Raw genomic sequence first — 21,662 nt, 5'->3', positions numbered from 1 at the left:
TTTGACTTAAAAATTAATGCTTTAGATTAAAAACTATTGTATACTACAATAAGTTTCTAAATTGAAAGTATAGTCATTCTAAATAGAAACCGTATGAAAAATAAAAGATGTAATAAGTGCTTTAAACTCTTTTGAGGTTATCCCCTTGTGGCTTGCCTTCGAATAGGGGTACTTCTGACTTCTGTACGGACGTTCCATGGAACGTCTCTACTTCTGACCGCCTTCCGCGGTCAACGCAGGCATATGCCCTAAAGGATTCCCTTCGGTCTCGGAGCGGTATGCTAAAGCCCTAAAGGATTCCCTTCGGTCACACTAGCTTCGCGTCTTCCTTTAGGACCGTCGTGTCTTGGCGAGCATTCACGGTTAAACCGCACTCCTGCCCTTGCGCCTTACGTCGAACGGCACTATTCGTGCCATCGTCCTGCTTCGCAGGACTTTGCTTGCGAAGCAAGCTGTGGGTCTCGCCGCTTTTACACCAAACTATGCGGTGCAAGCACCCCAATGCGATGGGTGCGACACGAAGTTAGTCCTTTAGGGCAAGCGGCGGTGTAACGTTGACCAACGGTCAGAGCAGGCTCCGTCGTTTTATATGCGGAGCGGTATCCTTTAGGACGGCGGAGTAATCTCTGACTTAAAACCAGTCAATCATCAGGAAACTAATTGGAATGACTATAATTGTTTAGGCGATCGCCCGATTCCACAGCAATATTTGTTACCACCGAAGGCAGTGTAACATTGACCAACGGTCCGTGCCGTCTCCGTCGTGTCTTGGCGAGCATTCACGGGCAAGCGGCGGAGTAATCTGTGACTCAAGGAAGAGAAAATATGTCTGAACTAAGTGTTATGAAAGGTAGCTGCTTGTGCGGTGCGGTAAAGGTTTCGACAACCAGTCAGAACAATGAGGTAGGAGCGTGTCATTGTGGTATGTGTCGTAAATGGGGTGGAAGTTCTTTGTTAGTAGTTGAGTGCGGAAGCGAGATTAGTTTTAAGGGTGAAGAAAATATCGGTATTTATCAGTCTTCGTATGGGAGCAGAGCGCGGATTCTGTAAAAAGTGTGGCAGCCATCTATTTTATAGATTGAAACAAAACAATCAACATTACATACCAGTGGGAATTTTTGATCATAGTGAAGATTTTGTCTTCGATCATCAAATTTTTATTGACGAAAAACCTGAATATTACTCTTTTGCTAATAAAACTAAGAACATGACGGGAGAAGAGGTATTGCTCATGTTTGCATCCTCAACCGAAAATTGACATATTTACTTTAGAGCTGAAAATCGGTGATTCTAGCTTTTAGCTCTTAGCTTTAATTAAGTGCTGATATTAGTAGCAATATCCGAAGCTTTACGCTTGGCAGATATAGATTTAGCTTCAATAAAAATGTTTTGAATTTCTGAATGTTGGCTGCTGATCGAATTCTCTAAGCGTTCAACGGCGATCGCTAATTCTTCGGTTTCTAGATTGTCAACAAACTTTATTTCTAAGTTAAGCAAGATCTCTTGAGGGCCAAAATGGAGCGTTAAGACTTTGATTACTTTCTCTACCGAGGGATCGCCGTTGGTAATTTTTCTAATGCTCACTACGGTTTCTGGTGTCGCACCTTCCCCAATTAATAAACCCTTGCTTTCCGTTGCTAATAAAATTGCCACGCCGCACAAAATAACGCCGATCGCAATTGAAGCAACGCCGTCTAAATAAACATTATCTAGCAGATGTCCACTAAATACACCCAAAAATGCGACAAACAAGCCGATTAGAGCTGCGGTATCTTCATATAAAATGGCAAATATAGTCGGGTCTTTGCTAGCTCGTATTGCCGTCCAAAAGCTATCTTCGTTTTTGTTGGCTAAAAACTGTTGTAGAGCTATATTCCAAGAATAGCCATCAAAAATTACTGCTAGCCCTAATACTACATAATTCCAGAAAGGATCGGTTAAAGGTTCTGGTTGTTGAAGATGATTTATCCCTTCATAAATCGACATTCCACCACCAATAGCAAAAATAAATAGCGACACAATTAGCGTCCAGAAATAAAGCTCGTGTCCATAACCGAAAGGATGGCTGTCGTCTGCTGGCTTTTTGCTGAGGCGTAATCCTAACAACAGTAATAGTTCATTTCCTGTATCAACTACAGAATGAATCCCCTCTGAAAGCATGGCTGAACTTCCTGTAATCGAAGCTGCAATAAATTTTGTGACAGCGATCGCAAAATTCGCAGCCATTGCTACATAAATGGTTTTTTTGGCTGAACCAGACATTAAATCTTTAAATGGTTATTAAGAATAGACCTTGCCATTATCTTAAATCTACTTTTTACGTAAGCGCAAAACAACATAGTGTAATACGTTAAAATTCGACCTCTAAGGTTAATTGTTATGTTTCGTAAGAATAGATCGCCAACTAGGTTTGATAAACTTGACAGTGAAGTTTAATGGTTAATGATTTATCTAGCCAAAAACCAAGGAAATTAAGAAAGCTGCCCGTGGTATTTTTCTTAACTAAAACACAATTAAAAATTTATTTTCAGGAGACTAATCAATCATGGTTCAACGAGGTTCTAAGGTCAGAATTCTTCGTCCAGAATCCTATTGGTATAACGAAGTTGGCTCAGTCGCATCAGTAGATCCCAGCGGTATTCGTTACCCTGTGGTCGTGCGGTTTGAGAAAGTTAACTACGCTGGCGTGAATACTAACAACTTTGCCGAAACAGAAGTAAAGGAGGTAAGCCCTGCTGCTAAAAAAGCTGCTAAAAAATCCCCTCCCTTTAACCCCGCTAATGAGATCAAAGCTCCCGCAGCTCAAAATAAAGATGCTGCCAACACGGACAAAAAGCCATCGCCAGAAAACCAGTAACTAGGATAAAAGACAAAGGCTAATTTAACTAGTTTTTAGCTCTTAGCTCTTAGCTTTTTAGATTAAACTGGTGTGGTCTACTCAACCCAAAAGCGCAGTAAAAGAAAGCAAGCATACATACATACATACTAATTACGCTTTTTATCGATCCCTTAGAGTAGTTTAATTTCTGAGGGATTATTTTTTTTGAGCCATTGGGATAAATATGATTTACTGGTTGTCGTTAGTTATTAGAGCTATTAGCCATTAGCCATTAGCTATTAGCGCAGCGCGTACGCAAGGGGCTGTCCTAAAGGATACCGCTTCGCATATGGTCGTAGCTTTGCTGCGACACGGACATCTCACGGTGGCGAACCAAGTTCGCCACCCGTGTCCTCCTTTATACGCCCCGCGCAGATCGTCCCGTCGTGTTTTGGGTAAGAATATTCTTACCCAAAAGCCGACGAGTCTTACGACGACGCAGCATTGCTTCGCTTTGTGCGCTACAAACCAATTGACAAACAACACACAACCTTAACTTGTCACCAATGGCCATTAGCTAGTTGTCATTTGCTGCCTGCTATTGATGTCTTATAAAAGGAACAGCCACAAGCTCACCCTGAGCGTCACCTAGCTTAACTTTTAATCCTGCTCCACCAGCTTTAGTACGAACATAACCTAAGCCATAGTAACCAGATGATGTAGCGGTATAGCTTGTTAGTACGCCGACTTTACTATCGTTCAAAATAATCGGTGTTTGGAGCGCAACAGGTTGGCTTAATTTAATACCCCAAAGCTTTTGTTTAACTCCGTTATAAGTATTCAGGCGAGCAATAGTTTCTTGACCGATATAACAACCTTTGTCAAAAGATATGGTCTGCCATAATCCAGCTTCTAAAGGATTATAATCTTCAGTTAGTTCCCGATTAGGAACAGGTCTACCCTGTTCGATCCTTAAACTTTCCCACAAGCGATCGCCAAAGGGAACTGCTCCACTATCAGTTAATTTTGACCACACTGTTCCTGCGCGATCGCGCTCTAAAATTAGCGTATAGCCAGGGGTTGCCAAACCGCTACCCATTGCCACCCTGACAGGAACATCGGCGATGCTTACTATTTGATGTTCTGCCAAATTAGTTAAAGAAACAGGATCGCCAACTAGTTTAGCTAATAGAGTGCTGCTTTGTGACCCAAGCAAGCTAAATACTACGTATTTTGACGAGATATCCGTTAATTCAACTCGATCAAAGGGAAAAATAAAGCGGTCTAGCCATGACAATAGCTGTTCACGACGGCTAGGAGAAATCAAGAGTAAAACTGCATCTTCGGTGACATAAGCCGTTGCCAAATCAAGGGTACGTGCCGTAGAGGTGACAAATACTGTATCGCAGCCGTGTCCTGGCTTGAGCTTTTCAAAGTCGTTAGTACTTTGATTGTGCAAATAGCGTAAACGGTCTTCTCCCGTAATTTTAAGCAAACCCCAATTAGAGCGATCGCATATTGCTACCCCGTAATTAACTGCTTCTCTAACTCGCTCCTGATTGTTAAAATCCAAAGCAACTCCTGTTTCATCAAAAATTGCTCCTGCTGATTCCTGAACCTGTCTTAATTCCATAACTGTTACTTACTACCTGATACTTGCTACTTATGACTCTGGAAGAGTACTAAAAACTTTTCTCACAGACTGCTGCGCTTTCGATTCTAATAGTTGCCAGTCTACTTCGCCTAAATCATCGATTAGACGAGTATCTATTTCTACAGGATAAGCAGCTTCATCTTGTTGACTAAATATATGTTGGATTGGCTCGTATTGTAAAAAACAAACTTTGTAACAAAGTTCCCAAACATCCACCTCAACCTGGTAATTAGAGTGAGATAGACAAAGATGGTAACCAGGAATAGGTTCGGTTACTTCTTTGTATGTTCCTTTCCAGTTGGAAGCTTCGATCTCTTTACGAATATTATCTACTACCCTTAACATTGCAGGCTGCATTAATATTTGAGCTTGTTCCCAAGCCAGTCTATTTTTAAAAGTTGGTTTCATTATAGGGTTCAGGGAAATTAGTATAGTTCAAATATATTTAAAAGCTGTTAGCTCTTTTTACGAAGTTTGCGACGCGCAGGACGCGACGTAAGGAGGACGCGACGTAAGGAGCTAATCCTTTAGGGCTAATCATGCACGGGCTTGACCGTGAACCCCCGCAACGTTTACCCTTAACCATGAGGGCAACTTCGCGCTTAGCTTTAAGCTACTACGTATAATAAAGAGTTGAATTGTTTAGTTACGTAATTGAGAATTAACTTAAAATTCACGAATAATTAGTAACCAACATCTAATCATCAGTAATCTCCGAAGTTGTTTAAGATATTGATGAGAAGTCATTAAATCTGAAGAAAACAATATGGTCAACGTAGCCGTGATTGACTACGATATGGGAAATCTTCATTCTGCCTGTAAAGGTTTAGAGAAAGCAGGTGCATTTCCTCAAATAACTAATTCTCCTCAAGATATTTTGACGGCTGATGCGGTTGTGTTGCCAGGGGTGGGAGCATTCGATCCAGCGATGCGACATATTCGAGAGCGCAATTTAGAAGAAACTATCAAAAAGGCGATCGCTATAAACAAACCTTTTTTGGGGATTTGTTTAGGTCTACAAATTTTATTTGATGGTTCGGCAGAAGGAACAGAAAGAGGATTAGGCATTGTTCCTGGTATCGTGCGTCGTTTTAAAAGTGAACCAGGAATTACTATTCCCCAGATGGGTTGGAATAAATTAGCAATAATTCAATCTGATCTTGCTTTATGGCAACAATTACCCGCCGATCCTTACGTCTATTTCGTCCATTCTTATTACGTCGATCCTTTAGACAAAAGTATTAATGCTGCTACGGTGACTCACGGCTCACAGACGGTAACGGCAGCGATCGCTCGTGATAATTTAATGGCGGTACAGTTCCATCCTGAAAAATCTTCTGATAACGGACTACAAATTTTATCTAACTTCGTCACTCTCATTCAAAATCAGCAAAATGTAGTAGCTAGTTTCTAATTAAATCGGGTATGGAACTAAGCGCGATCGCCTCGATCCATGACAATTAGTTAGCTGCTAAAAGTAATTAAAGAATCCAAGCCGATGTAGATCGAGAGTTAATCCACAAAGCCTTAACTCTTATATTTTTATTACTCATTATTCCTGAGTATCGACGATAATCAAAATTTAGCTAAACTTGAGCATATATAACTAATAAATGCGGTGATAACTGCTATTTACCTCTATTTTAGTAAAAGTTATTTTCTATAGCTTACTTTTTTAAAACATACAACCTTTAGCTGAGGGCTGAATAGCCTAAAAAGCCTATGATGGTATTCTGTTGTGCAACATTTTCTAATGTAAAGAGAATTTAAGTAATGTCTAAGACATAAATTCAAAAATATGGACGAAAGAATAATCAATATTTTGTTGGTAGAGGATGACGAAGTTGACGTAATCAACGTCAAAAGAGCATTTAAAAAACATAAAATTACTAACCCTTTATATGTGGCGGGAAATGGTGTGGAAGCTTTAGAAATGCTGCGCTCGCGCAATGGCAAGCCTCCTCAAGTCCCCGAAACCAGAAGGTTAATATTGTTAGATCTTAATATGCCTAAAATGAATGGCTTAGAGTTCCTTTATGAAATAAGAGAAAATGATGTTCTCAAACGAACCCCAGTAATAGTTATGACTACCTCAGATGAAGATCGAGATAGAATTGAAGCTTATAATTTAAACGTTGCTGGTTATATCCTTAAGCCCGTAACCTTTGGTAATTTTGCTGAGGTAATGGTTGCTTTAAATAAGTATTGGACTTTGTGCGAGATGCCTTAGTACTAACCAAATGATCGGAGATTAAGCAATATAAATGGCAATTTACAATGAGCGTAGAGCAATTCTCAATATTATTAGTTGATGATGATGAAGTCGATCGCCTGACTGTCAGACGTGCTTTAAGAAAAGCCAGCGTCGCCATCGAGCTAACTGAGGTAGAAAACGGTACTCAAGCCCTTACCCTATTAAGAAATTGGTCTGCTAATTTAGGTAATTTATTTAGCCTCGAGCGCAGCAGTTTAGCCTCTACTAATACAGCACAACACTACACAAATCATCTTGACGTAATCCTGTTAGATTATCGTTTGCCAGATATTGATGGCTTAGAGTTGATTGCCGATATTAAAGCTTTAAACTTGGATTTGCCCTTGATTGTTTTAACGGGGCAAGGAGATGAAAAAATTGCCGTTGAAATAATGAAGGCGGGAGCAGCAGATTACATCGCAAAATCAAACATTGAACCGAACAACTTAGCCAAGTCGATTGACAGAGCAATTCGCCTTCATCAGGCAGAACAGGCAGTAGAGTTAGCCAACCAGCGTCTTCGTGCCAGCAACGAATTATTAATCTCAAAAAACCAAGAGCTAGAAGAACAACAGCAGCAAATCAAATTACAAAATATTCAGCTTCAAAAAACGTATAAGCTAAAGTCAGAATTTTTAGCCACTATGTCCCATGAACTGCGAACTCCAATGAACGCTATTATGGGCTTTTCTCAGTTACTACTGCGTCAGTATCCCGATCCCCTCTCTAATCAACAACAAGGTTTAATCGAGCGAATTTTTAATAATAGTAAAAGTTTGCTAGAGATGATTAACGAAATGTTGGACTTCTCTAAAATTGAGGCAGGGAAACTCAAACCAAATCCGCAAAGGTTCAATATGGCTCATTTAGTAGATTTGACCATGAACGAACTGAATTCTTTAGCGATGCAGAAACAATTATCCTTGTCAGCGCAAATCGAACTAGAAGATCCTTGCGTATTTCAAGATTTAAACTTTGTCAAGCGAATTGTGACTAATTTATTATCTAATGCGATTAAGTTTACTGAATCTGGCTCGATACTTATTAAAGTATGGTCACTAAACGAAAAAGAAATTGCGCTCGCCGTTAGCGATACAGGCGTGGGCATTGCTCCAGAAGATCGAGACAAAGTATTTGAGGCTTTTCGTCAAGCAGATCAAAGTTTTACCAGACAGCATTCAGGAACGGGTTTGGGTTTGGCTATTACTCAATCTCTAGTCAAAATGATGGGAGGCAAAATTTCCCTGGAAAGCGAATTAGGAGCGGGTTCTACTTTTATTATAGAAATCCCTCGTAGGTATGATGTTTAAATATATAGATAGTAGTTATCTAAGGTAGCTGGTATATATTTTTGTTTCTAATTAGAAATGTCTGATACGAAAACTATTAAAGATCATTATATTTTGGCAGTTGACGACATTCCCGACAATCTTTTGTTGGTTCAACTAGCTTTGGAACAAGAAGGTCATCATGTGGTTTTAGCTCATAATGGAGAAACTGCACTAAAGCAAATCAAACTATTTCCTCCTAGCCTGATTTTACTTGATGTGATGATGCCTGGCATGGATGGATACGAAGTAACCAGACGAATTCGCCAAGACAAAAATATTCCCTTCATTCCGATCCTGTTAGTCACTGCTAGGGAAGAATCTAGCCTAGTAGAGGGGCTTGATGCGGGAGCAGATGAATTTGTCCGCAAGCCTTTTCAAATTGATGAATTACAGGCAAGAGTGCGATCGATGCTGCGTCTCAAAGAAACTATCGATCAGCGGGAAAGTTTTGTTTCTTGCCTGACTCACGATCTGCGTACTCCTTTAGTAGCCGCTAATCGGATGTTAGATCTAATCAAGCAAGAAGCCTTTGGAAATGTAACAGGAGAACAGCAAGAGGCGATTGTTAATATTATTAGCAGCAATCAGAACCTACTAGAAATGCTCAATAAGCTGCTAGAAACCCATCATTATGAGTTGGGGCAAAAAATTCTCAGCTTTATTCCTGTAGATCTTGAGCAGCTAATTACCGACGTAGTTACCGAACTTAAACCCTTAACAGCCGAAAAAGAAATTCGGTTAGAAGCAAATTTGTCAAAAGTTGTACCTGTAAATGGCGATCGCCTAGAATTACGGCGGGTGTTAACTAATATAATTGGCAATGCGATCAAGTTTACCGACAAAGGAAAAGTAAAAGTATCGCTGACGCAAAATGAGTTTGAGGTAATAGTCCAAATCGAAGACACAGGAATCGGCATCTCGCCCCAAGAACAACAAACCGTGTTCCAAAGATATCATCAAGGAAATCATCGGCGGGCGGGCAAAGGCTTAGGGCTATACCTTTGCCAACAAATAATTTATGCTCACCAGGGAAAACTTACGGTTGAATCGGAAGTGGGCAAGGGATCGACTTTCACCTTGCTCTTATCCAAGTCGGTTTAGGGTAGGAATAAATAATAACGTTTAGACTCGTTGTTCAAAAAGCTAGAAGCTGATAAATCTTAATGTAATTAAACCTTACGGTTGCCACTGAGTATCGTAAGTATTCCAGTTACGAATTTTACGATTAAGCAAGATTGCTTCTGCTCCTTTTATTTCTGCTTCTGTTCCTTCAACCAAAACCACGTAATCTCCTTGGGAGAGAAGCTCTTCATAGTATTTAGCCTGTTCTTCGGGAATCCCCCAGCCAATCAAAGCTCCGACTAGGCTTCCTCCAGCAGCCCCAAAACCACTGCCCAAAAGAGCATTGCCCAATAATATTGCCACCTCGGTGGCTAAACCAACCCCTGGAATAGCCAACACACTAAGACTACCAATCAAGCCCAACATTCCTCCTGTGGTAGCCCCCATAATTGCTCCTGTTTCTGCTCCATCTTTAGCTCTTTCGGAACTAGACTTTACCTCTACATCGGCTAATTGTTTTTCGTCTGGCGGATTTTGGGCGATCGCTGATATTTGCTCCATATTAAAGCCAGAATCTCTTAATTCGATGAGTGCAATTTCGGCATCTTGACGAGTGGGAAATGTGCCAACGGCACGTTTTTGCGCTTTATTAACCATAAATAAAAATTGTGGGAAATTTTCCCTCTATCTTGCCAAAATTAAATTTAAAATACATCCTACTACGGATGTAAAATCAAGTTAAAACAGCCAAAGGGGCAAAATAGCAACTATTTTAAATCTTAAGAATTATTCAAGATCAATCTTAAAGGGGAGGCATTTGTATCAACAAACTAACAATAATTAAATAATCAAATTAATTTCAATAAATTAAGTTACAAACAAGTTACAGATATATTGAATTTATGGCAACTAAGTTGAAGCGAGGCGATCGCGTTAAGTGGAAAGTTGGCAGAGGAGAAACCACAGGAAAAGTTACTCAGAAGATAACTGAACCGACTACAGTTGAAGGAAAATATATTACCGCTACGAAAAGTAAACCTCGTTATTTAGTCAAAAACGACAATACAGGCAATGTTTCTACCTATACAGCCAAGTCTTTATCTCCCCTAGCTAATGAAGCTAAGCTTAAGCCAGAGCAACAAAAAGTTTTGGCTGATTTTTGCGAAGCGGTGAACATGAAAGCCTCGGAAATAAAGCAGTGGCTCAAGACAGAAGAAAGTCATTCCGTGGGGCAAAAAGATCGACAAGGCAAGATTAAAGGACGTGAATCTGGTAAAAAAATTATTAAAATTCTGCAAAAAGAGGAGTCAGACTATAAGAAAAAAGACTTTAAACACATGAAGAAAGTTGTCGGCTATGTTCATCGTCACCTCGCGCAAAAGCCCTCTGGAGATATTAAAGAGACTCGTTGGCGATATTCGTTGATGAATTGGGGCAACGATCCGATGAAGTCAGAAGTTAGTTAGGGCAAAGCTGTGCCTTGTACAAATCAGTGATTATTAAGCGATGTTTGCAGTAGAAGAAATAGTCGATCGCCAAGTCCTTAAAGCTTTAGATTTAGAGCCTGAGAAGTCGGCCAAAATGGCAGGCTTACAGTATGTTAGGGCAGATGGTTTAACAATTAAGCGTCAAAAAGCTGGTCGTGGCTTTAAATATCTAAATGCTAAGGGCGATCGCATTACCGACGAAACAGAGTTGAAACGTTTAAAATCTTTGTCTATACCTCCTGCGTTAACGGATGTATGGCTTTGCCATTTATCTAATGGGCATCTTCAGGCGACGGGAAAAGATACTAAAAAACGCAAACAGTATTTTTATCATCCTGAGTGGCGTAAAGTTCGATCCCAGCATAAGTTTAATCGAATGCTGCTGTTTGGCGCACACCTGCCGTTAATTCGCTCAACTACAAAACGGCATTTGCGTCAGCATGATTTATCTAGAGAAAAGGTTTTGGCAACGGTGGTGCAGCTACTAGAAAATACTTTAATCAGGGTAGGTAATAGTCAATATGCCCAGAAAAATCGCTCTTATGGCTTAACTACTCTGCGCGATCGCCATGTTGAAACTAAAGGAGATAAGATCAAATTTGAGTTTCGCGGCAAAAGTGGCGTAGAACACGAAATAGAGCTAAGGGATCGCAAATTAGCTAGAGTGATTAAACAGTGTCAAGAGATTCCTGGCTATGAAATTTTTAAATACTACGATGAAGCTGGCGAGCGACATTTTGTTGATTCGGGAGACGTGAACGAGTACTTACAGCAAATAACCAAACAAGATTTTACCGCTAAAGATTTTCGTACTTGGTATGGTACTTTATTAGCGGCGATCGAGTTAGATAATTTGGGTAAATTCGCTTCGGAAAAACAAGCCCAACAAAACGTGACTCAGGCAATCAAAAATGTCGCTAGACAACTAGGAAATCGTCCAGCAACCTGTCGTAAATATTACATTCATCCTGCCGTTATTGAGGCTTATTACGATGGATTGCTGTTTTCATTGATGTCTGAGACAGCGTCGGAATCAGCCCCTGACGAGTTAAATCCCGAAGAACAGATGGTCTTAGAAATTATCCAGCAAGAAACTCCTCTTCCGTAATGGTTAGATTGGTTGGCAAACAGCGTTGAATTTTGACGCTGATCCCGTTGGCTTTTTCCTCGATTAGATCTTCAATATAGCCACCTTGCGATCTTTTGGCTTCACGATAATTATCAAAAGGACCAAAATAATAAATACAGTGTGGCTGCATGGTGGTTACTTCAATCCAATATGGGAGACTGTTGTTTTTCCCGATAATCGAACTAGCAACTGTCTTAAGGCGATCGGCAATTTCGACTAACATAATTACTTTGACCTAAATTTTATTCAAATTGAGCAATAATCAAACTTATATTTTAAGTTTGAAAATGGATGGATATCTCGCGCACATTTAGCAGGCTTGTTGAAGTGGGACATGAATCTGACTGCTTAGTGAAAAAAAGCTAGATTTTGAGATTGAAGCAAAAGAGTAGTTGTCTTTTAGCTACAAATCGCCAGCTAGAAAATAAAAAAATCCGCTCGAACTAAGCCTGCTGCAATCTTTTCTTTCAAGCTTGAGGTTTGAAGCTGATGCTAAGTATATCCTAAGGTCGGCAGATAATTTGTGCCGTATGATCTCAAACAGAGATTAGCCCCCTCAGCTTCAAGTTAAATTATCACAATCCTACGCAACAGATGGCATGAGATCATCCTTCTTGGGCAGGAATTCATAAGTTATAGATAACAACATAGTTGTCAATAAGCTGACCAAGAAAAAACGGCAATACAGCACTGTCGTTTAATTGTAACTGCTTTTTTTGTTGATTGATTATTCAATAAGCGACCACGGATCGTTCATGACAAAAATATATCTAGCTACAGATAGAACCTAATCTTATCCCAATAGTAGATGTGAGAGTTAAATGATTTCTATATAATTCTTTTTATAAGAAAAGTAAAGAGAATAAATATATGCCTATAGGCTTAAAAGATGACATTATGTACATCTTACTCAGAAAAATCAAGCAGGGAGATGGCAACGGCAAACACTCCGTGAATTTCGAGGCTACAGACTTTACCGGTCGCAATCTAAGCATCTCGGACTTTCTGGGGCATCTTGACTATCTTAATCAGAAACAATATATTGAGGCCGACTTTTCAGGAAATGCCTACGCCAATCAAGAAGACGTACCCGATTTAATTGATGAAGAGGAAGTTGACTTTCGCATTGCTAATACCTTTGGCGCACCCGATGGTCCTTTGCCTCACTTAATTAAGTTTAAAAAAGCTAAATTAACTGAAAAAGGGGAAAAAATGTTAGCAAACATGGAAAAAGATCCCCCAGATGCCATCAAAAAAGGTCCTACTACTCCTATTGCTACTGAACATACGCCATTTTTAGAAAAGGTTATGCTCAAAGGAGAATTAGAAGATATATTCGATGCTAGAGACATAACAGAAATGGTGTTCCGCGTCATGCGTGATTTAATGACAACAGAAGCAGCCGATCGAGTTGCCGAAGAACTGCACGAGCCTGCTGAACCGACCGACACAAAAGCTTTACAGCAAGAAATAGCCGATCTGTGGAAAGATACCAATCCGATTGTTGGCCTTCTCAGTCGAGTACGTCCACCATGGCAAGGTCCTGGCATCTTTAAAATAGATTCAGACCGTTTTCTTTTCCGAGTAAAGAATGAAGGTGGGATGCCACAACAAGCTAATGTTGAGCAAGTAGTTGATGCTGTATTTTCGGCAACTAAAGAAGAACTGTCAGAAGAACGAATTAAAGAGATTGGTAGTTGGATGCCAGAAGGAAGGGTCAAGGAACTTTGGCAACAAGCGTAATTTAGTCTTGGTTAAAGAAGAATTATCGTCAAAGAAAGTAAGTTAGTGAAATTGCTCAATTCTTACCAAGAAAAATTAAAGATATGTGCTCATCAGCCTAAATTATTTGGCATTTAAAATTTAACCTCGATCGACTTATTGATAAAAAGTTAATCAGAATAATTTATTGGACGTTAGATTAGCGTCCTTATTTTTTGGGCTTATTTCTGTTTGACTATCTAGAGAAGGATGCGATCGCGATGGTATTTTGTTGCCATATGAATAGACGTTACTAATAATAAAAAAATATATCTTTTGTATGACTGAATTATCACGCTCGGATTTTCAAACTTTAGCTCAAGAAAATTCTACCTGCGTTTCTATCTATATGCCAGCCGAGAAAGCAGGGGCAGAAACTCGCCAAAATCCGATTCGTTTCAAAAATTCAATTCGAGAAGCTGAAGAAAAAATTGCCCATTTAAATAAATCAACCTCCAAACTAAATGATGCCTTGGCATCAGCCAAAGCATATATTGACAACTATGATTTTTGGCAACACCAAGACTACGGCTTAGCATTTTTTATCGGTCGAGATGGGGTTAAATATTATCGTCTTCCTCATAGTTTTGAAGAGTCTGTCGAGGTAAGCGATCGCTTTTATCTCAAGCCTTTATTGCCCGTGCTTACTAACGATAATAAGTTTTATTTGTTGGCACTGTCACAAAATGAGGTACGGTTTTTTCTTGGTAGTCATTACAACATTAAGGAAATAATGCTACCCGAAGGCGTTCCCGCTAGCTTAGCCGAAGCTTTGAAATATGACGATCTTGAACAGCAGCTACAATATCACGGTGGCGGCTCGGGCAATCATACATATCATGGTCAGGGATCAGGCACTACCGACAATAAAGACGAAATCAAACGTTTTTTCGATCAGATCGACAATGGTTTGACATCTGTTTTACAAGCAGAAAAAACTCCGCTAATTCTGGCTGGTGTGGAGTATCTTCTGCCAATCTACCATCAAGCAAATTCTTATGGCAGCTTGTTAGAACCAGGAATTATTGGCAATCCTGAAAACATCGATCCTGAAGATTTACATCAGCAGGCGTGGTCGATTATTGAACCCCACCTAATGGCAGCTAAACAATCGGCGATGGATCGCTATCATCAACTATCTGGTACTGGTGAAGCTAGTTCTCAGCTAGAAGAAATAGTCGCGGGTGCTGCTAACGGACAGGTTGATACTTTATTTATCGTTGAAAATGCAGATCATTGGGGACAGTTTGATCGTCAAACCAACCAAGTAGAAATTCATTCTCAAGCAACTGAAGACAGCATGGATTTACTAGATTTTGCCGTTACCCAGACTTATTTACAGGGTGGTAATGTTTATACTTGGGAACGATCCCAGATGCCTGACAATCAATCGGCGATCGCTATATTTCGTTATCCTGTCTACGCTCAGCCAACTAAAGCAACAGCCTGAATTTTTCAGCTAAAATTTGCTGATTTTGGAGATGTTTATCGGCCTTAGTCTTTCAAGGCAAGCAGAAGGTTTAATTTATTGATATTGATTAATTAGGGGGTAGGCGATCGCTTATCCCCTAATTAAATTTTAGAGATTTTGTCATAATTTGATAACTTACATTCTTTCGCAAATGCTTAAGATTTATAGTGTAAATTTTTATTAAGCATAATTTCAACTCTATAGTTAGTCTTTAGATAGATTTATTTATCAAGAAATATCTTTTTAATATATCTAAACAATTAATAAAAATAGTTAAGTTTTGCAACAATGATAAATTTAAAGTACGAAATTAAACAGACGGAAAATCAGAGGTGGGGTATATACCAAGACAATCGACTACTAGCGACTGTGGGCAATTATGAAGCCTGTGAGTCAATCTGGAAGTATTTACAAAAAGAAGTTTCTTATCCAGAAAACATCAAGTCCCGCTTATCTTACCGCAATGCGATCGATAAAAATTTATTGATTAATTCTGGCACAAAAGTAATTTAGGCGTTGTTGATTCGGGTAATGAGCTATGAAATATTACTTTTTGTAGCTTTCGACTCGTAATTTTTAAGTAATTTTATATTTTCAGTAGATCCTAGTTAAAGTACCTACTCATCTCGACATTTCTGTAACCTTTACGTAGTCATCGGTTTAAAAACTACTAATTTACAGCCTTAGAAAGATGCATCGATCGATTTAGCTGTTAGATACTTGTTGGTGAGCAACATAAATGGAAACAAGTAATTTATGAAGGGTATACAAGGCAAAAATGTTTTAGTTACAGGAGCAACCTCTGGTATTGGACAAGCGATTGCCGCTTATTTCGTTTCAGTTGGTGGAAACGTTGCTCTCAACTACCGCAAGGATATCCAGAAGCTAGATAGTACGAAAAAATTAATTGAGAAAATGTGTGCCGAAGCTCAAGGATGTAGCGGCAAGCAGTTACCTGTAGAAGCAGATATTTCAGAAGAAACAGATATCATTCGCATGTGTAATGAAGTGGCAAGTCAGCTTGGCAGCATCGATATTTTAATCAACAACGCGGGGATACAAACCACTGCCCCTTCCCATGAGTTAGCCACATCAGACTTTGACCGGGTAATTAATGTTAACCTTCGGGGTGCTTATCTTTGTGCCAGAGAAGCGATTAAGCATTTTTTGCAGCAAGGGAAAGGTGGCATTATTATTAACGTCTCTAGCGTTCATGAAATTATCCCCCGCCCCCAATACGTTAGCTATGCGATTAGTAAAGGTGGCATGGAAAATATGACTAAAACCCTAGCATTAGAATATGCACCGCAAAATATTAGAGTTAATGCGATCGCGCCTGGTGCTACTGCCACACCAATTAATAGCTGGACTAAAAATACTGAAAAGAAACAAGAGGTAGAAAGCCACATTCCGATGGGAAGAGTTGGAACATCTGAAGAGATGGCAGCCATAACTGCTTTCCTAGCCTCGGATGATGCTGCATATATTACAGGTCAAACGTTATTTGTCGATGGCGGCCTCACTTTATACCCTGATTTTATCAAACCTTGGTCGGCTGGAGAGTGATTTAGTTATTAAATCCTTGCTGTCTTATGATGCGCACCACTATCACAAAACCGAAAAATAACGAAAGGTAGGAAACCCGCATTGCGATACCTGCTAAATAAAGATCATACTAGAAAAAAGTTAGCGCTTATTGATCCAGACCAAAAAATAGCAAAACTTGGTCGGCTAGCAACATTGCTTTCTAACTTGCGAGTGATTCCGAGCGACCCTGTTTATTGAAATAATTGAGTCAAGCTAAAAAACTAATTAAGATCTGCTTTTCGCCGATCCTGTTGCTTTACTTGTTCGGTTTTCTATAAACATGACTCAATTATTTTTTCCTTTGGATCGAAATGTCAGTTGCCAAAAACTGTATTGCTGCACCAATAACATTCAGAAAATTGTTATCGCCAAAATTAGTGGTCTGGTTGACAAACATTTTGACAGACATGGTGAACGAGTTATTTGACCAGGAGAAAAGTTTTTGTTTAAAGCGAACGAAAATTATTGCCAAGTAGAGATTTCTCAACAGACCAATGCTGAAATTATTAAAGATTTTATCCCCTGCGAGCAACAACAACAGCGTTACTCGTCAAAACCAAAGCTAAATATAAGCTTTATAACCAACCAACAAAAAAAGTAAACCCACCAACAAATAATATAGTAAAACTAATCATGGCAAGCACCAACAACAACAGCGTTACTAGTTACCTAAAAGAAATAGGTCGTACTCCTTTATTAAAGTCAGAAGAAGAAGTAAAGCTAGCTAATCAAATTCAAGCAATGCTGCCTTTATTAGAGCAGGAAAACTTGACCCCAGAAGAAGAGGCAATTGTTCGTCAAGGTCAAAGGGCAAAAAGAAAGATGACTCAGGCAAACTTGCGCTTGGTTGTTTCGATCGCCAAAAAATACCAAAACCGGGGTCTATCTCTGCTTGACCTAATTCAAGAAGGTAGTATTGGTTTGATGCGAGCATCGGAAAAATTTGACCCGAGCAAGGGATACAAGTTTTCTACCTATAGCTACTGGTGGATTAGACAGGCGATGACCAGAGCGATCGCTAACTATGCTCGGACAATCCGCTTGCCGATTCATATTACTCAAGATCTAAATAAGATCAAGAAAGTTAATCGTCAGCTATCTCAAAAACTCGGTCGCAAACCAACCGATCTCGAAGTTGCTCAAGAGCTTGATATCGACGTTAAAAAACTAAGATCTTTGGCTGAAGCCTCAAGAATGACCAGACCCAGAAGTCTTAATGCAACTATCGACGAGAATCAAACCGAATTAGGGCAAATTTTGCCTGATGATTCGAGTTCTCCTTCAGATTTTGTGGCTGAAAGAGAAACTATTACTAAGATTCAAAATCTGTTAGATACTCTGTCTCCCAAGCAGCGAGACGTAATCATCCTGCGCTATGGTCTAAAAGATGGCAAGACTATGACTTACGAGCAAATTGGCGACGTTTGCGGTATTAGTAGAGAAAGAGTCCGACAAATTAAAAATAAAGCGATGAAGCAGCTCAAGAAAAAAGCTATCAAGCTTTCAGCGCTCGCTGGATAGAGTATAAAATTACACAGAGATTACTCCGTCGTTTCCTAATGGAGTAATCTCTAAGAGTAAAAATTAGCTGTTAAATAAAGATTTCAGGCGTGTTTCGTTTTCTTTACAGATAGCGATCGCAGATATTTTGATGCTGTATTCTAGCTTCAGAACTGTCAGTAACAATCTCGACACGAACTTTGGCATTGTTGGCAGAGTCAAGATGGGCGATCGCTTCTAATAACTCTTGTGCTGTTTGCAGATTGAGGTAGTTACTGCGAGAAGCATTAAGCTGAGCCCGATCGCTTAACTCGTCATATTTAAAGCCATTAACCTGATTTTCGGAGATTACAACCTCAGTCAACCGTTCAGGATTGTTGCCAATTCTTTCGACGATTAATGTTTCTCGCCGAAGCGGTAGTTGTACCATTCGCGTTTCTACTTGCCTGCGAACGACAACTTCGCCAACTTTTTGTTTGCGACGCTTTACCTGTAATTTTTCTTCTAGTAAAGTAATTCGTTCTATTTGCGAGCTAGGTGTTAAATTCTGATTATGGGTAGGATTCATCTCGTAATCATCAGATGAAGATTCGGCTACTGCTTCTTGTAAATGAGTCGGTAAAGCTTGATAGAGCGGTAGATTTTCTAGCTGTTGATAGGATAAGCTGCTTAAAATTAATTTGTTAGCTCGATCAATTTGGCGGATATCGCTGCTTGCTAATCGTTTAAGGCTTAAGCGATCTAGGTCGGTACTTCGATCTAGCTTAATTAACAAATTAAGCGAATTGTCAGCGGCATAATAAAGATCGGCTACTGTAGCCCTGGGTATTCCCTGGGAATCAATTATTTGATAAGAAATTAATTCTCGATCTAATTCTGACAACCGAGTGTTTGAGTTAGAGTCGCTCGCATATCCGGAATTAGCTTGGGATGAAGCAGAATAAGACGAACGATCGGGCTTTGCTCCTCGAGCCATTGAGCGATCGCTATTGTCACTTAAAGTCATAATATCAGGATTTCTATTTTAAATAAGTACAGGTAGAGTATGATACCCTACCTGCATTAATGCTCTAGCTAATTAATTCTTGACTTAAATGTTACGGTCGCGGTTGATATCGCGGTTGACATCGCGGTTCATGTCGCGCTCGCCGTTGATAAGTGCATCTCCATCAGTTTCAATCTCTAATTCTTCACGACGGATTGTATCGCGAGCTTGTACAGTTTCTTGCTCAACTTCTTTGCGTATGTTTACTTCTTCGCGAACAAAAGCTTGCTTTTCAATATCAGCAGTTTCTTCATAGACTTCTACTCTGGCAACTTCGCCTTCTCTAAAAGCATCTGTACCAGGGGTAACAACAGTACCTTCTGTCGGAGTAGTACGTTCAATAACCACTCTTTCTTTTTCTACAGGAACAGATACACTGGCGGTTTCAGTCTCTACTCTTTTACCGATACTAACTGCACCAGCGCGGAAACGGTGTTTATTAGCAATCAAGCGTTCTTCGTATAGCTTGAGGTTTTGGCGATCGTTTGTATCTACTTCTTGGTGAGTATATAGGCTTGGTTCGCGATCGTAATTATATGTATCGCGCTCATAAACACCTGTAGTTTGGTACGCCCCACTGTCAGAACCGCCAGCCTCTTGAGCATATACGCTGTTGTCTGGTTCATAGTCTCGACCACGATAAACTCTTCTGACTTGTTCTTCGTAGTCATAGTCAATGGTCATATCATCATCATACGTAGGCAAATTCTCTGCCTGTTCTTTGGTTAGGTCTCTAGCGTAGACTCGCTGTTGGCTATAGTCGATGCTGGCTCTAGCGACGGGTAGCAATACCTTTTTGCCAAAAATCCAGAAACCTGTATCAAGTACCAAATAGCGGAATCGTCCCGACTCATCAACGATAATGTCATGAACTGAACCAATCTTGTCATTAGAATAGTCATAAACAGAAAAATTCTTGATATCTTCGCCGCCGAAAATATCTTCTTGATAATTAGGATATAGATCGGCGATTTTAGCTAAAGGCATAGGTAAATAACTCCTGAAGGTACTTGATTTATTTATATCTATTTAAGATTATTTAAAATGTAATTATTTTTCATCCTACTAATGAGATAGATGATTAAAACGACAAGTACAGCTAAAGATATACGGCAAGATTAAAGTTCCAATTTACTTGACTCAATTAATTTTGAAGTATTACCGATATGAGCATTGATCCTCTAAATTTTAGATTTAAGGCAGTGAATCTGTGATTTAACTTTTTATATCTAAAGATAGGTTGATTTGTTTCGTTCCTTCTCAATAATTGAACATAGAACCAATTTAAATAACTAAAAAATTAGATTATGGATAACAAACCAGAAAACGAAAACCAAACTCCTGCCGCTAGCAATGAAGAATTAAATGAAGACATAACCAACGTCGATTCAGCGAATCGTCAAACAGGTATGGACAGTAATCAAGATACTCGTGAAGGCGCGCAAGCAGAAGCACCAGGAGCAAAAGAGAGTAAACCTGGCGCTCCTAACCAGGGTACAGATGCTCGTTAAATAAAGTTTCTGTCGCTCATAGAAGGTTGGTAGCAGATTGTAAACTAAAAATAGGTCTACCGACCTTTTTGCTGTCTAAAATTATTGGGTTTGGCTTTAGTCATAGTGAGTAATCGTAATCAATCTTTAAACGATCGCCGCCGTGTATATGGCGATGATTGGCAATCAGAAATTCAAGAAATAATTGGTGGTGCTTCAGGAGGCTTTCTCTTTGGCATTCCCTTACTATATACAATGGAAGTCTGGTTTATTGGAGCTTATGTTCAACCGCCTGTTTTACTAGGCATCTTGGCCATTACTTTTATTATCGTGTTGTTAATTAATCGGATTGAAGGTTTTCGACCACGAGAAAGCGAAACCTGGCCTGGCTCGATCGCCGAAACGTTTGAAACTTTAGCTATTGGCATTGTTTGTTCTGCCTTGATGTTAATCATCTTAAAACGCATAGATTTGCAAACATCTTTAAGCGAAGCATTAGGCCAAATTATCTTTGAAAGTGTTCCTTTTTCTGTAGGGGTAGCATTTTCGCGATCGCTAATAAGTGGAAATCCACGTGATTCAGAAGCTAATAACCAAAGCAACAGTTCTTCATCTTCCTCTCGTAATCAGAAGTCCAGAGTCTGGCATGATGCCATAGCCGATTGCAGTGCAACCATAATTGGCGCTTTATTTGTCGCTTTTAGCATTGCACCTACCGATGAAGTAACCATGTTGGCAGCTTCTGCTACTTCTCCGTGGCTACTATTAATTATGGCTGCCTCTCTTTTGATATCTTATGCTATTGTCTTTGCCTCAACAATTACCAACTACCAACAGCGTCGCCAGCAATCAGGATTATTTCAGACTCCTCAAAGTGAAACAATTATCTCTTATATATTGTCATTGTTTGTGGGAATGATGATGCTCTGGTTTTTTCAAAAGATTTCCCTTAGCGATCCTTGGTTTCTCTGGTTGCGCTACGGCATAATTTTAAGCTTACCTGCCAGCATTGGTGGTGCTGCGGGGCGTTTAGCAGTGTAAACTGGTTAAATCATTGAATTTTAATCGATCGA

23 protein-coding genes are annotated in these 21,662 nt (G+C 39.6%); 16 read left to right on the top strand and 7 right to left on the bottom strand.

The features are described 5' to 3' along the window. The first annotated feature begins 825 nt into the window (after positions 1-825). Both V6C71_22535 and V6C71_22530 read left to right on the top strand, forming a co-directional pair. Positions 826-1,050 (top strand): hypothetical protein, encoded by a 225-nt coding sequence (locus tag V6C71_22535; GenBank protein ID HEY9771237.1) that lies wholly within the window; start codon positions 826-828, stop codon positions 1,048-1,050. A 58-nt stretch (positions 1,051-1,108) separates the two neighbouring features. Continuing rightward, positions 1,109-1,258, top strand: a complete 150-nt coding sequence (locus V6C71_22530) for a hypothetical protein (GenBank protein ID HEY9771236.1) — start codon at positions 1,109-1,111, stop codon at positions 1,256-1,258. Between the two features lie 56 nt (positions 1,259-1,314). Here V6C71_22530 and V6C71_22525 read toward each other — a convergent pair whose 3' ends face one another. Next, complete coding sequence (locus V6C71_22525; protein ID HEY9771235.1) at positions 1,315-2,262, bottom strand: cation diffusion facilitator family transporter; 948 nt, start codon at positions 2,260-2,262, stop codon at positions 1,315-1,317. A gap of 283 nt (positions 2,263-2,545) precedes the next feature. Here V6C71_22525 and V6C71_22520 point away from each other — a divergent pair, with 283 nt between their 5' ends. After that, positions 2,546-2,857, top strand: a complete 312-nt coding sequence (locus V6C71_22520; GenBank protein HEY9771234.1) for a photosystem I reaction center subunit IV — start codon at positions 2,546-2,548, stop codon at positions 2,855-2,857. Positions 2,858-3,416: 559 nt separating this feature from the next. On the opposite strand, the gene V6C71_22515 is transcribed toward V6C71_22520, so the two are convergent. Together V6C71_22515 and V6C71_22510 are read right to left on the bottom strand one after the other, a co-directional pair. Continuing rightward, positions 3,417-4,451: a folate-binding protein gene (locus V6C71_22515; GenBank protein ID HEY9771233.1), complete on the bottom strand. Its 1,035-nt coding sequence runs from the start codon at positions 4,449-4,451 to the stop codon at positions 3,417-3,419. A 30-nt stretch (positions 4,452-4,481) separates the two neighbouring features. Next, positions 4,482-4,880 (bottom strand): hypothetical protein, encoded by a 399-nt coding sequence (locus V6C71_22510; protein HEY9771232.1) that lies wholly within the window; start codon positions 4,878-4,880, stop codon positions 4,482-4,484. 358 nt (positions 4,881-5,238) lie between these two features. Between V6C71_22510 and hisH the strand changes: the two genes are divergently transcribed. The 4 genes from hisH (at position 5,239) to V6C71_22490 (ending at position 9,158) form a co-directional block, all read left to right on the top strand. After that, positions 5,239-5,886, top strand: a complete 648-nt coding sequence (gene hisH / locus V6C71_22505; protein ID HEY9771231.1) for an imidazole glycerol phosphate synthase subunit HisH — start codon at positions 5,239-5,241, stop codon at positions 5,884-5,886. Between the two features lie 384 nt (positions 5,887-6,270). Next, positions 6,271-6,702 carry a response regulator gene (locus V6C71_22500; GenBank protein HEY9771230.1) on the top strand — a complete coding sequence of 144 codons (432 nt, stop codon included), beginning with the start codon at positions 6,271-6,273 and terminating at the stop codon, positions 6,700-6,702. Between the two features lie 47 nt (positions 6,703-6,749). Further along, entirely contained in the window at positions 6,750-8,036 is a 1,287-nt protein-coding gene (locus tag V6C71_22495; protein HEY9771229.1) for an ATP-binding protein, read from the top strand. A gap of 57 nt (positions 8,037-8,093) precedes the next feature. Beyond that, positions 8,094-9,158, top strand: coding sequence for a hybrid sensor histidine kinase/response regulator (locus V6C71_22490; protein HEY9771228.1), 1,065 nt, complete (start codon positions 8,094-8,096; stop codon positions 9,156-9,158). Positions 9,159-9,233: 75 nt separating this feature from the next. Here the strand turns inward: V6C71_22490 and V6C71_22485 are convergent, their stop codons facing one another. After that, positions 9,234-9,776, bottom strand: a complete 543-nt coding sequence (locus tag V6C71_22485; GenBank protein HEY9771227.1) for a hypothetical protein — start codon at positions 9,774-9,776, stop codon at positions 9,234-9,236. A gap of 245 nt (positions 9,777-10,021) precedes the next feature. On the opposite strand from V6C71_22485, the gene V6C71_22480 reads away from it, so the two are divergent. Next, positions 10,022-10,585, top strand: coding sequence for an HVA1 family protein (locus tag V6C71_22480; GenBank protein ID HEY9771226.1), 564 nt, complete (start codon positions 10,022-10,024; stop codon positions 10,583-10,585). 40 nt (positions 10,586-10,625) lie between these two features. After that, positions 10,626-11,714 carry a hypothetical protein gene (locus tag V6C71_22475; GenBank protein HEY9771225.1) on the top strand — a complete coding sequence of 363 codons (1,089 nt, stop codon included), beginning with the start codon at positions 10,626-10,628 and terminating at the stop codon, positions 11,712-11,714. Here V6C71_22475 and V6C71_22470 read toward each other — a convergent pair. Further along, on the bottom strand, positions 11,686-11,958 hold the full coding sequence (locus tag V6C71_22470) for a DUF1816 domain-containing protein (GenBank protein ID HEY9771224.1): 273 nt from the start codon (positions 11,956-11,958) through the stop codon (positions 11,686-11,688). The two genes, V6C71_22475 and V6C71_22470, sit on opposite strands and share 29 nt — an antisense overlap. A gap of 647 nt (positions 11,959-12,605) precedes the next feature. On the opposite strand from V6C71_22470, the gene V6C71_22465 reads away from it, so the two are divergent. From V6C71_22465 to V6C71_22445, 5 genes are all read left to right on the top strand, one after another. Then, positions 12,606-13,478 carry a DUF2267 domain-containing protein gene (locus V6C71_22465; GenBank protein ID HEY9771223.1) on the top strand — a complete coding sequence of 291 codons (873 nt, stop codon included), beginning with the start codon at positions 12,606-12,608 and terminating at the stop codon, positions 13,476-13,478. Between the two features lie 298 nt (positions 13,479-13,776). Then, positions 13,777-14,946, top strand: a complete 1,170-nt coding sequence (locus tag V6C71_22460; GenBank protein HEY9771222.1) for a hypothetical protein — start codon at positions 13,777-13,779, stop codon at positions 14,944-14,946. 309 nt (positions 14,947-15,255) lie between these two features. Beyond that, a complete protein-coding gene (locus V6C71_22455) occupies positions 15,256-15,480 on the top strand; it encodes a hypothetical protein (protein ID HEY9771221.1) in 225 nt (74 codons plus the stop codon). Positions 15,481-15,723: 243 nt separating this feature from the next. Next, positions 15,724-16,533: a glucose 1-dehydrogenase gene (locus V6C71_22450; protein ID HEY9771220.1), complete on the top strand. Its 810-nt coding sequence runs from the start codon at positions 15,724-15,726 to the stop codon at positions 16,531-16,533. A gap of 654 nt (positions 16,534-17,187) precedes the next feature. After that, on the top strand, positions 17,188-18,075 hold the full coding sequence (locus V6C71_22445; GenBank protein HEY9771219.1) for a sigma-70 family RNA polymerase sigma factor: 888 nt from the start codon (positions 17,188-17,190) through the stop codon (positions 18,073-18,075). Positions 18,076-18,178: 103 nt separating this feature from the next. Here the strand turns inward: V6C71_22445 and V6C71_22440 are convergent, their stop codons facing one another. Together V6C71_22440 and V6C71_22435 are read right to left on the bottom strand one after the other, a co-directional pair. After that, a complete protein-coding gene (locus tag V6C71_22440) occupies positions 18,179-19,060 on the bottom strand; it encodes a DUF2382 domain-containing protein (protein HEY9771218.1) in 882 nt (293 codons plus the stop codon). Between the two features lie 84 nt (positions 19,061-19,144). Further along, a complete protein-coding gene (locus V6C71_22435) occupies positions 19,145-20,086 on the bottom strand; it encodes a DUF2382 domain-containing protein (GenBank protein HEY9771217.1) in 942 nt (313 codons plus the stop codon). A 320-nt stretch (positions 20,087-20,406) separates the two neighbouring features. Here V6C71_22435 and V6C71_22430 point away from each other — a divergent pair, with 320 nt between their 5' ends. Both V6C71_22430 and V6C71_22425 read left to right on the top strand, forming a co-directional pair. Further along, a complete protein-coding gene (locus V6C71_22430; GenBank protein ID HEY9771216.1) occupies positions 20,407-20,610 on the top strand; it encodes a hypothetical protein in 204 nt (67 codons plus the stop codon). 105 nt (positions 20,611-20,715) lie between these two features. Next, positions 20,716-21,630, top strand: coding sequence for a TIGR02587 family membrane protein (locus tag V6C71_22425; GenBank protein ID HEY9771215.1), 915 nt, complete (start codon positions 20,716-20,718; stop codon positions 21,628-21,630). Positions 21,631-21,662 lie beyond the last annotated feature (32 nt).

The sequence above is a fragment of the Coleofasciculaceae cyanobacterium genome, assembly GCA_036703275.1.
Lineage (GTDB): Bacteria > Cyanobacteriota > Cyanobacteriia > Cyanobacteriales > Xenococcaceae > Waterburya.
Note: the sequence above shows the minus strand (reverse complement) of the source record. Positions and strands in the feature narration are given on the sequence as shown.

Coding starts and splice junctions, on each gene's coding strand:
- V6C71_22535 (HEY9771237.1), top strand. CDS start 826: ATGTCTGAACTAAGTGTTATGAAAGGTAGCTGCTTGTGCGGTGCGGTA.
- V6C71_22525 (HEY9771235.1), bottom strand. CDS start 2,262: ATGTCTGGTTCAGCCAAAAAAACCATTTATGTAGCAATGGCTGCGAAT.
- V6C71_22520 (HEY9771234.1), top strand. CDS start 2,546: ATGGTTCAACGAGGTTCTAAGGTCAGAATTCTTCGTCCAGAATCCTAT.
- V6C71_22515 (HEY9771233.1), bottom strand. CDS start 4,451: ATGGAATTAAGACAGGTTCAGGAATCAGCAGGAGCAATTTTTGATGAA.
- V6C71_22510 (HEY9771232.1), bottom strand. CDS start 4,880: ATGAAACCAACTTTTAAAAATAGACTGGCTTGGGAACAAGCTCAAATA.
- hisH (HEY9771231.1), top strand. CDS start 5,239: ATGGTCAACGTAGCCGTGATTGACTACGATATGGGAAATCTTCATTCT.
- V6C71_22500 (HEY9771230.1), top strand. CDS start 6,271: ATGGACGAAAGAATAATCAATATTTTGTTGGTAGAGGATGACGAAGTT.
- V6C71_22495 (HEY9771229.1), top strand. CDS start 6,750: ATGAGCGTAGAGCAATTCTCAATATTATTAGTTGATGATGATGAAGTC.
- V6C71_22490 (HEY9771228.1), top strand. CDS start 8,094: ATGTCTGATACGAAAACTATTAAAGATCATTATATTTTGGCAGTTGAC.
- V6C71_22485 (HEY9771227.1), bottom strand. CDS start 9,776: ATGGTTAATAAAGCGCAAAAACGTGCCGTTGGCACATTTCCCACTCGT.
- V6C71_22480 (HEY9771226.1), top strand. CDS start 10,022: ATGGCAACTAAGTTGAAGCGAGGCGATCGCGTTAAGTGGAAAGTTGGC.
- V6C71_22475 (HEY9771225.1), top strand. CDS start 10,626: ATGTTTGCAGTAGAAGAAATAGTCGATCGCCAAGTCCTTAAAGCTTTA.
- V6C71_22470 (HEY9771224.1), bottom strand. CDS start 11,958: ATGTTAGTCGAAATTGCCGATCGCCTTAAGACAGTTGCTAGTTCGATT.
- V6C71_22465 (HEY9771223.1), top strand. CDS start 12,606: ATGCCTATAGGCTTAAAAGATGACATTATGTACATCTTACTCAGAAAA.
- V6C71_22460 (HEY9771222.1), top strand. CDS start 13,777: ATGACTGAATTATCACGCTCGGATTTTCAAACTTTAGCTCAAGAAAAT.
- V6C71_22455 (HEY9771221.1), top strand. CDS start 15,256: ATGATAAATTTAAAGTACGAAATTAAACAGACGGAAAATCAGAGGTGG.
- V6C71_22450 (HEY9771220.1), top strand. CDS start 15,724: ATGAAGGGTATACAAGGCAAAAATGTTTTAGTTACAGGAGCAACCTCT.
- V6C71_22445 (HEY9771219.1), top strand. CDS start 17,188: ATGGCAAGCACCAACAACAACAGCGTTACTAGTTACCTAAAAGAAATA.
- V6C71_22440 (HEY9771218.1), bottom strand. CDS start 19,060: ATGACTTTAAGTGACAATAGCGATCGCTCAATGGCTCGAGGAGCAAAG.
- V6C71_22435 (HEY9771217.1), bottom strand. CDS start 20,086: ATGCCTTTAGCTAAAATCGCCGATCTATATCCTAATTATCAAGAAGAT.
- V6C71_22430 (HEY9771216.1), top strand. CDS start 20,407: ATGGATAACAAACCAGAAAACGAAAACCAAACTCCTGCCGCTAGCAAT.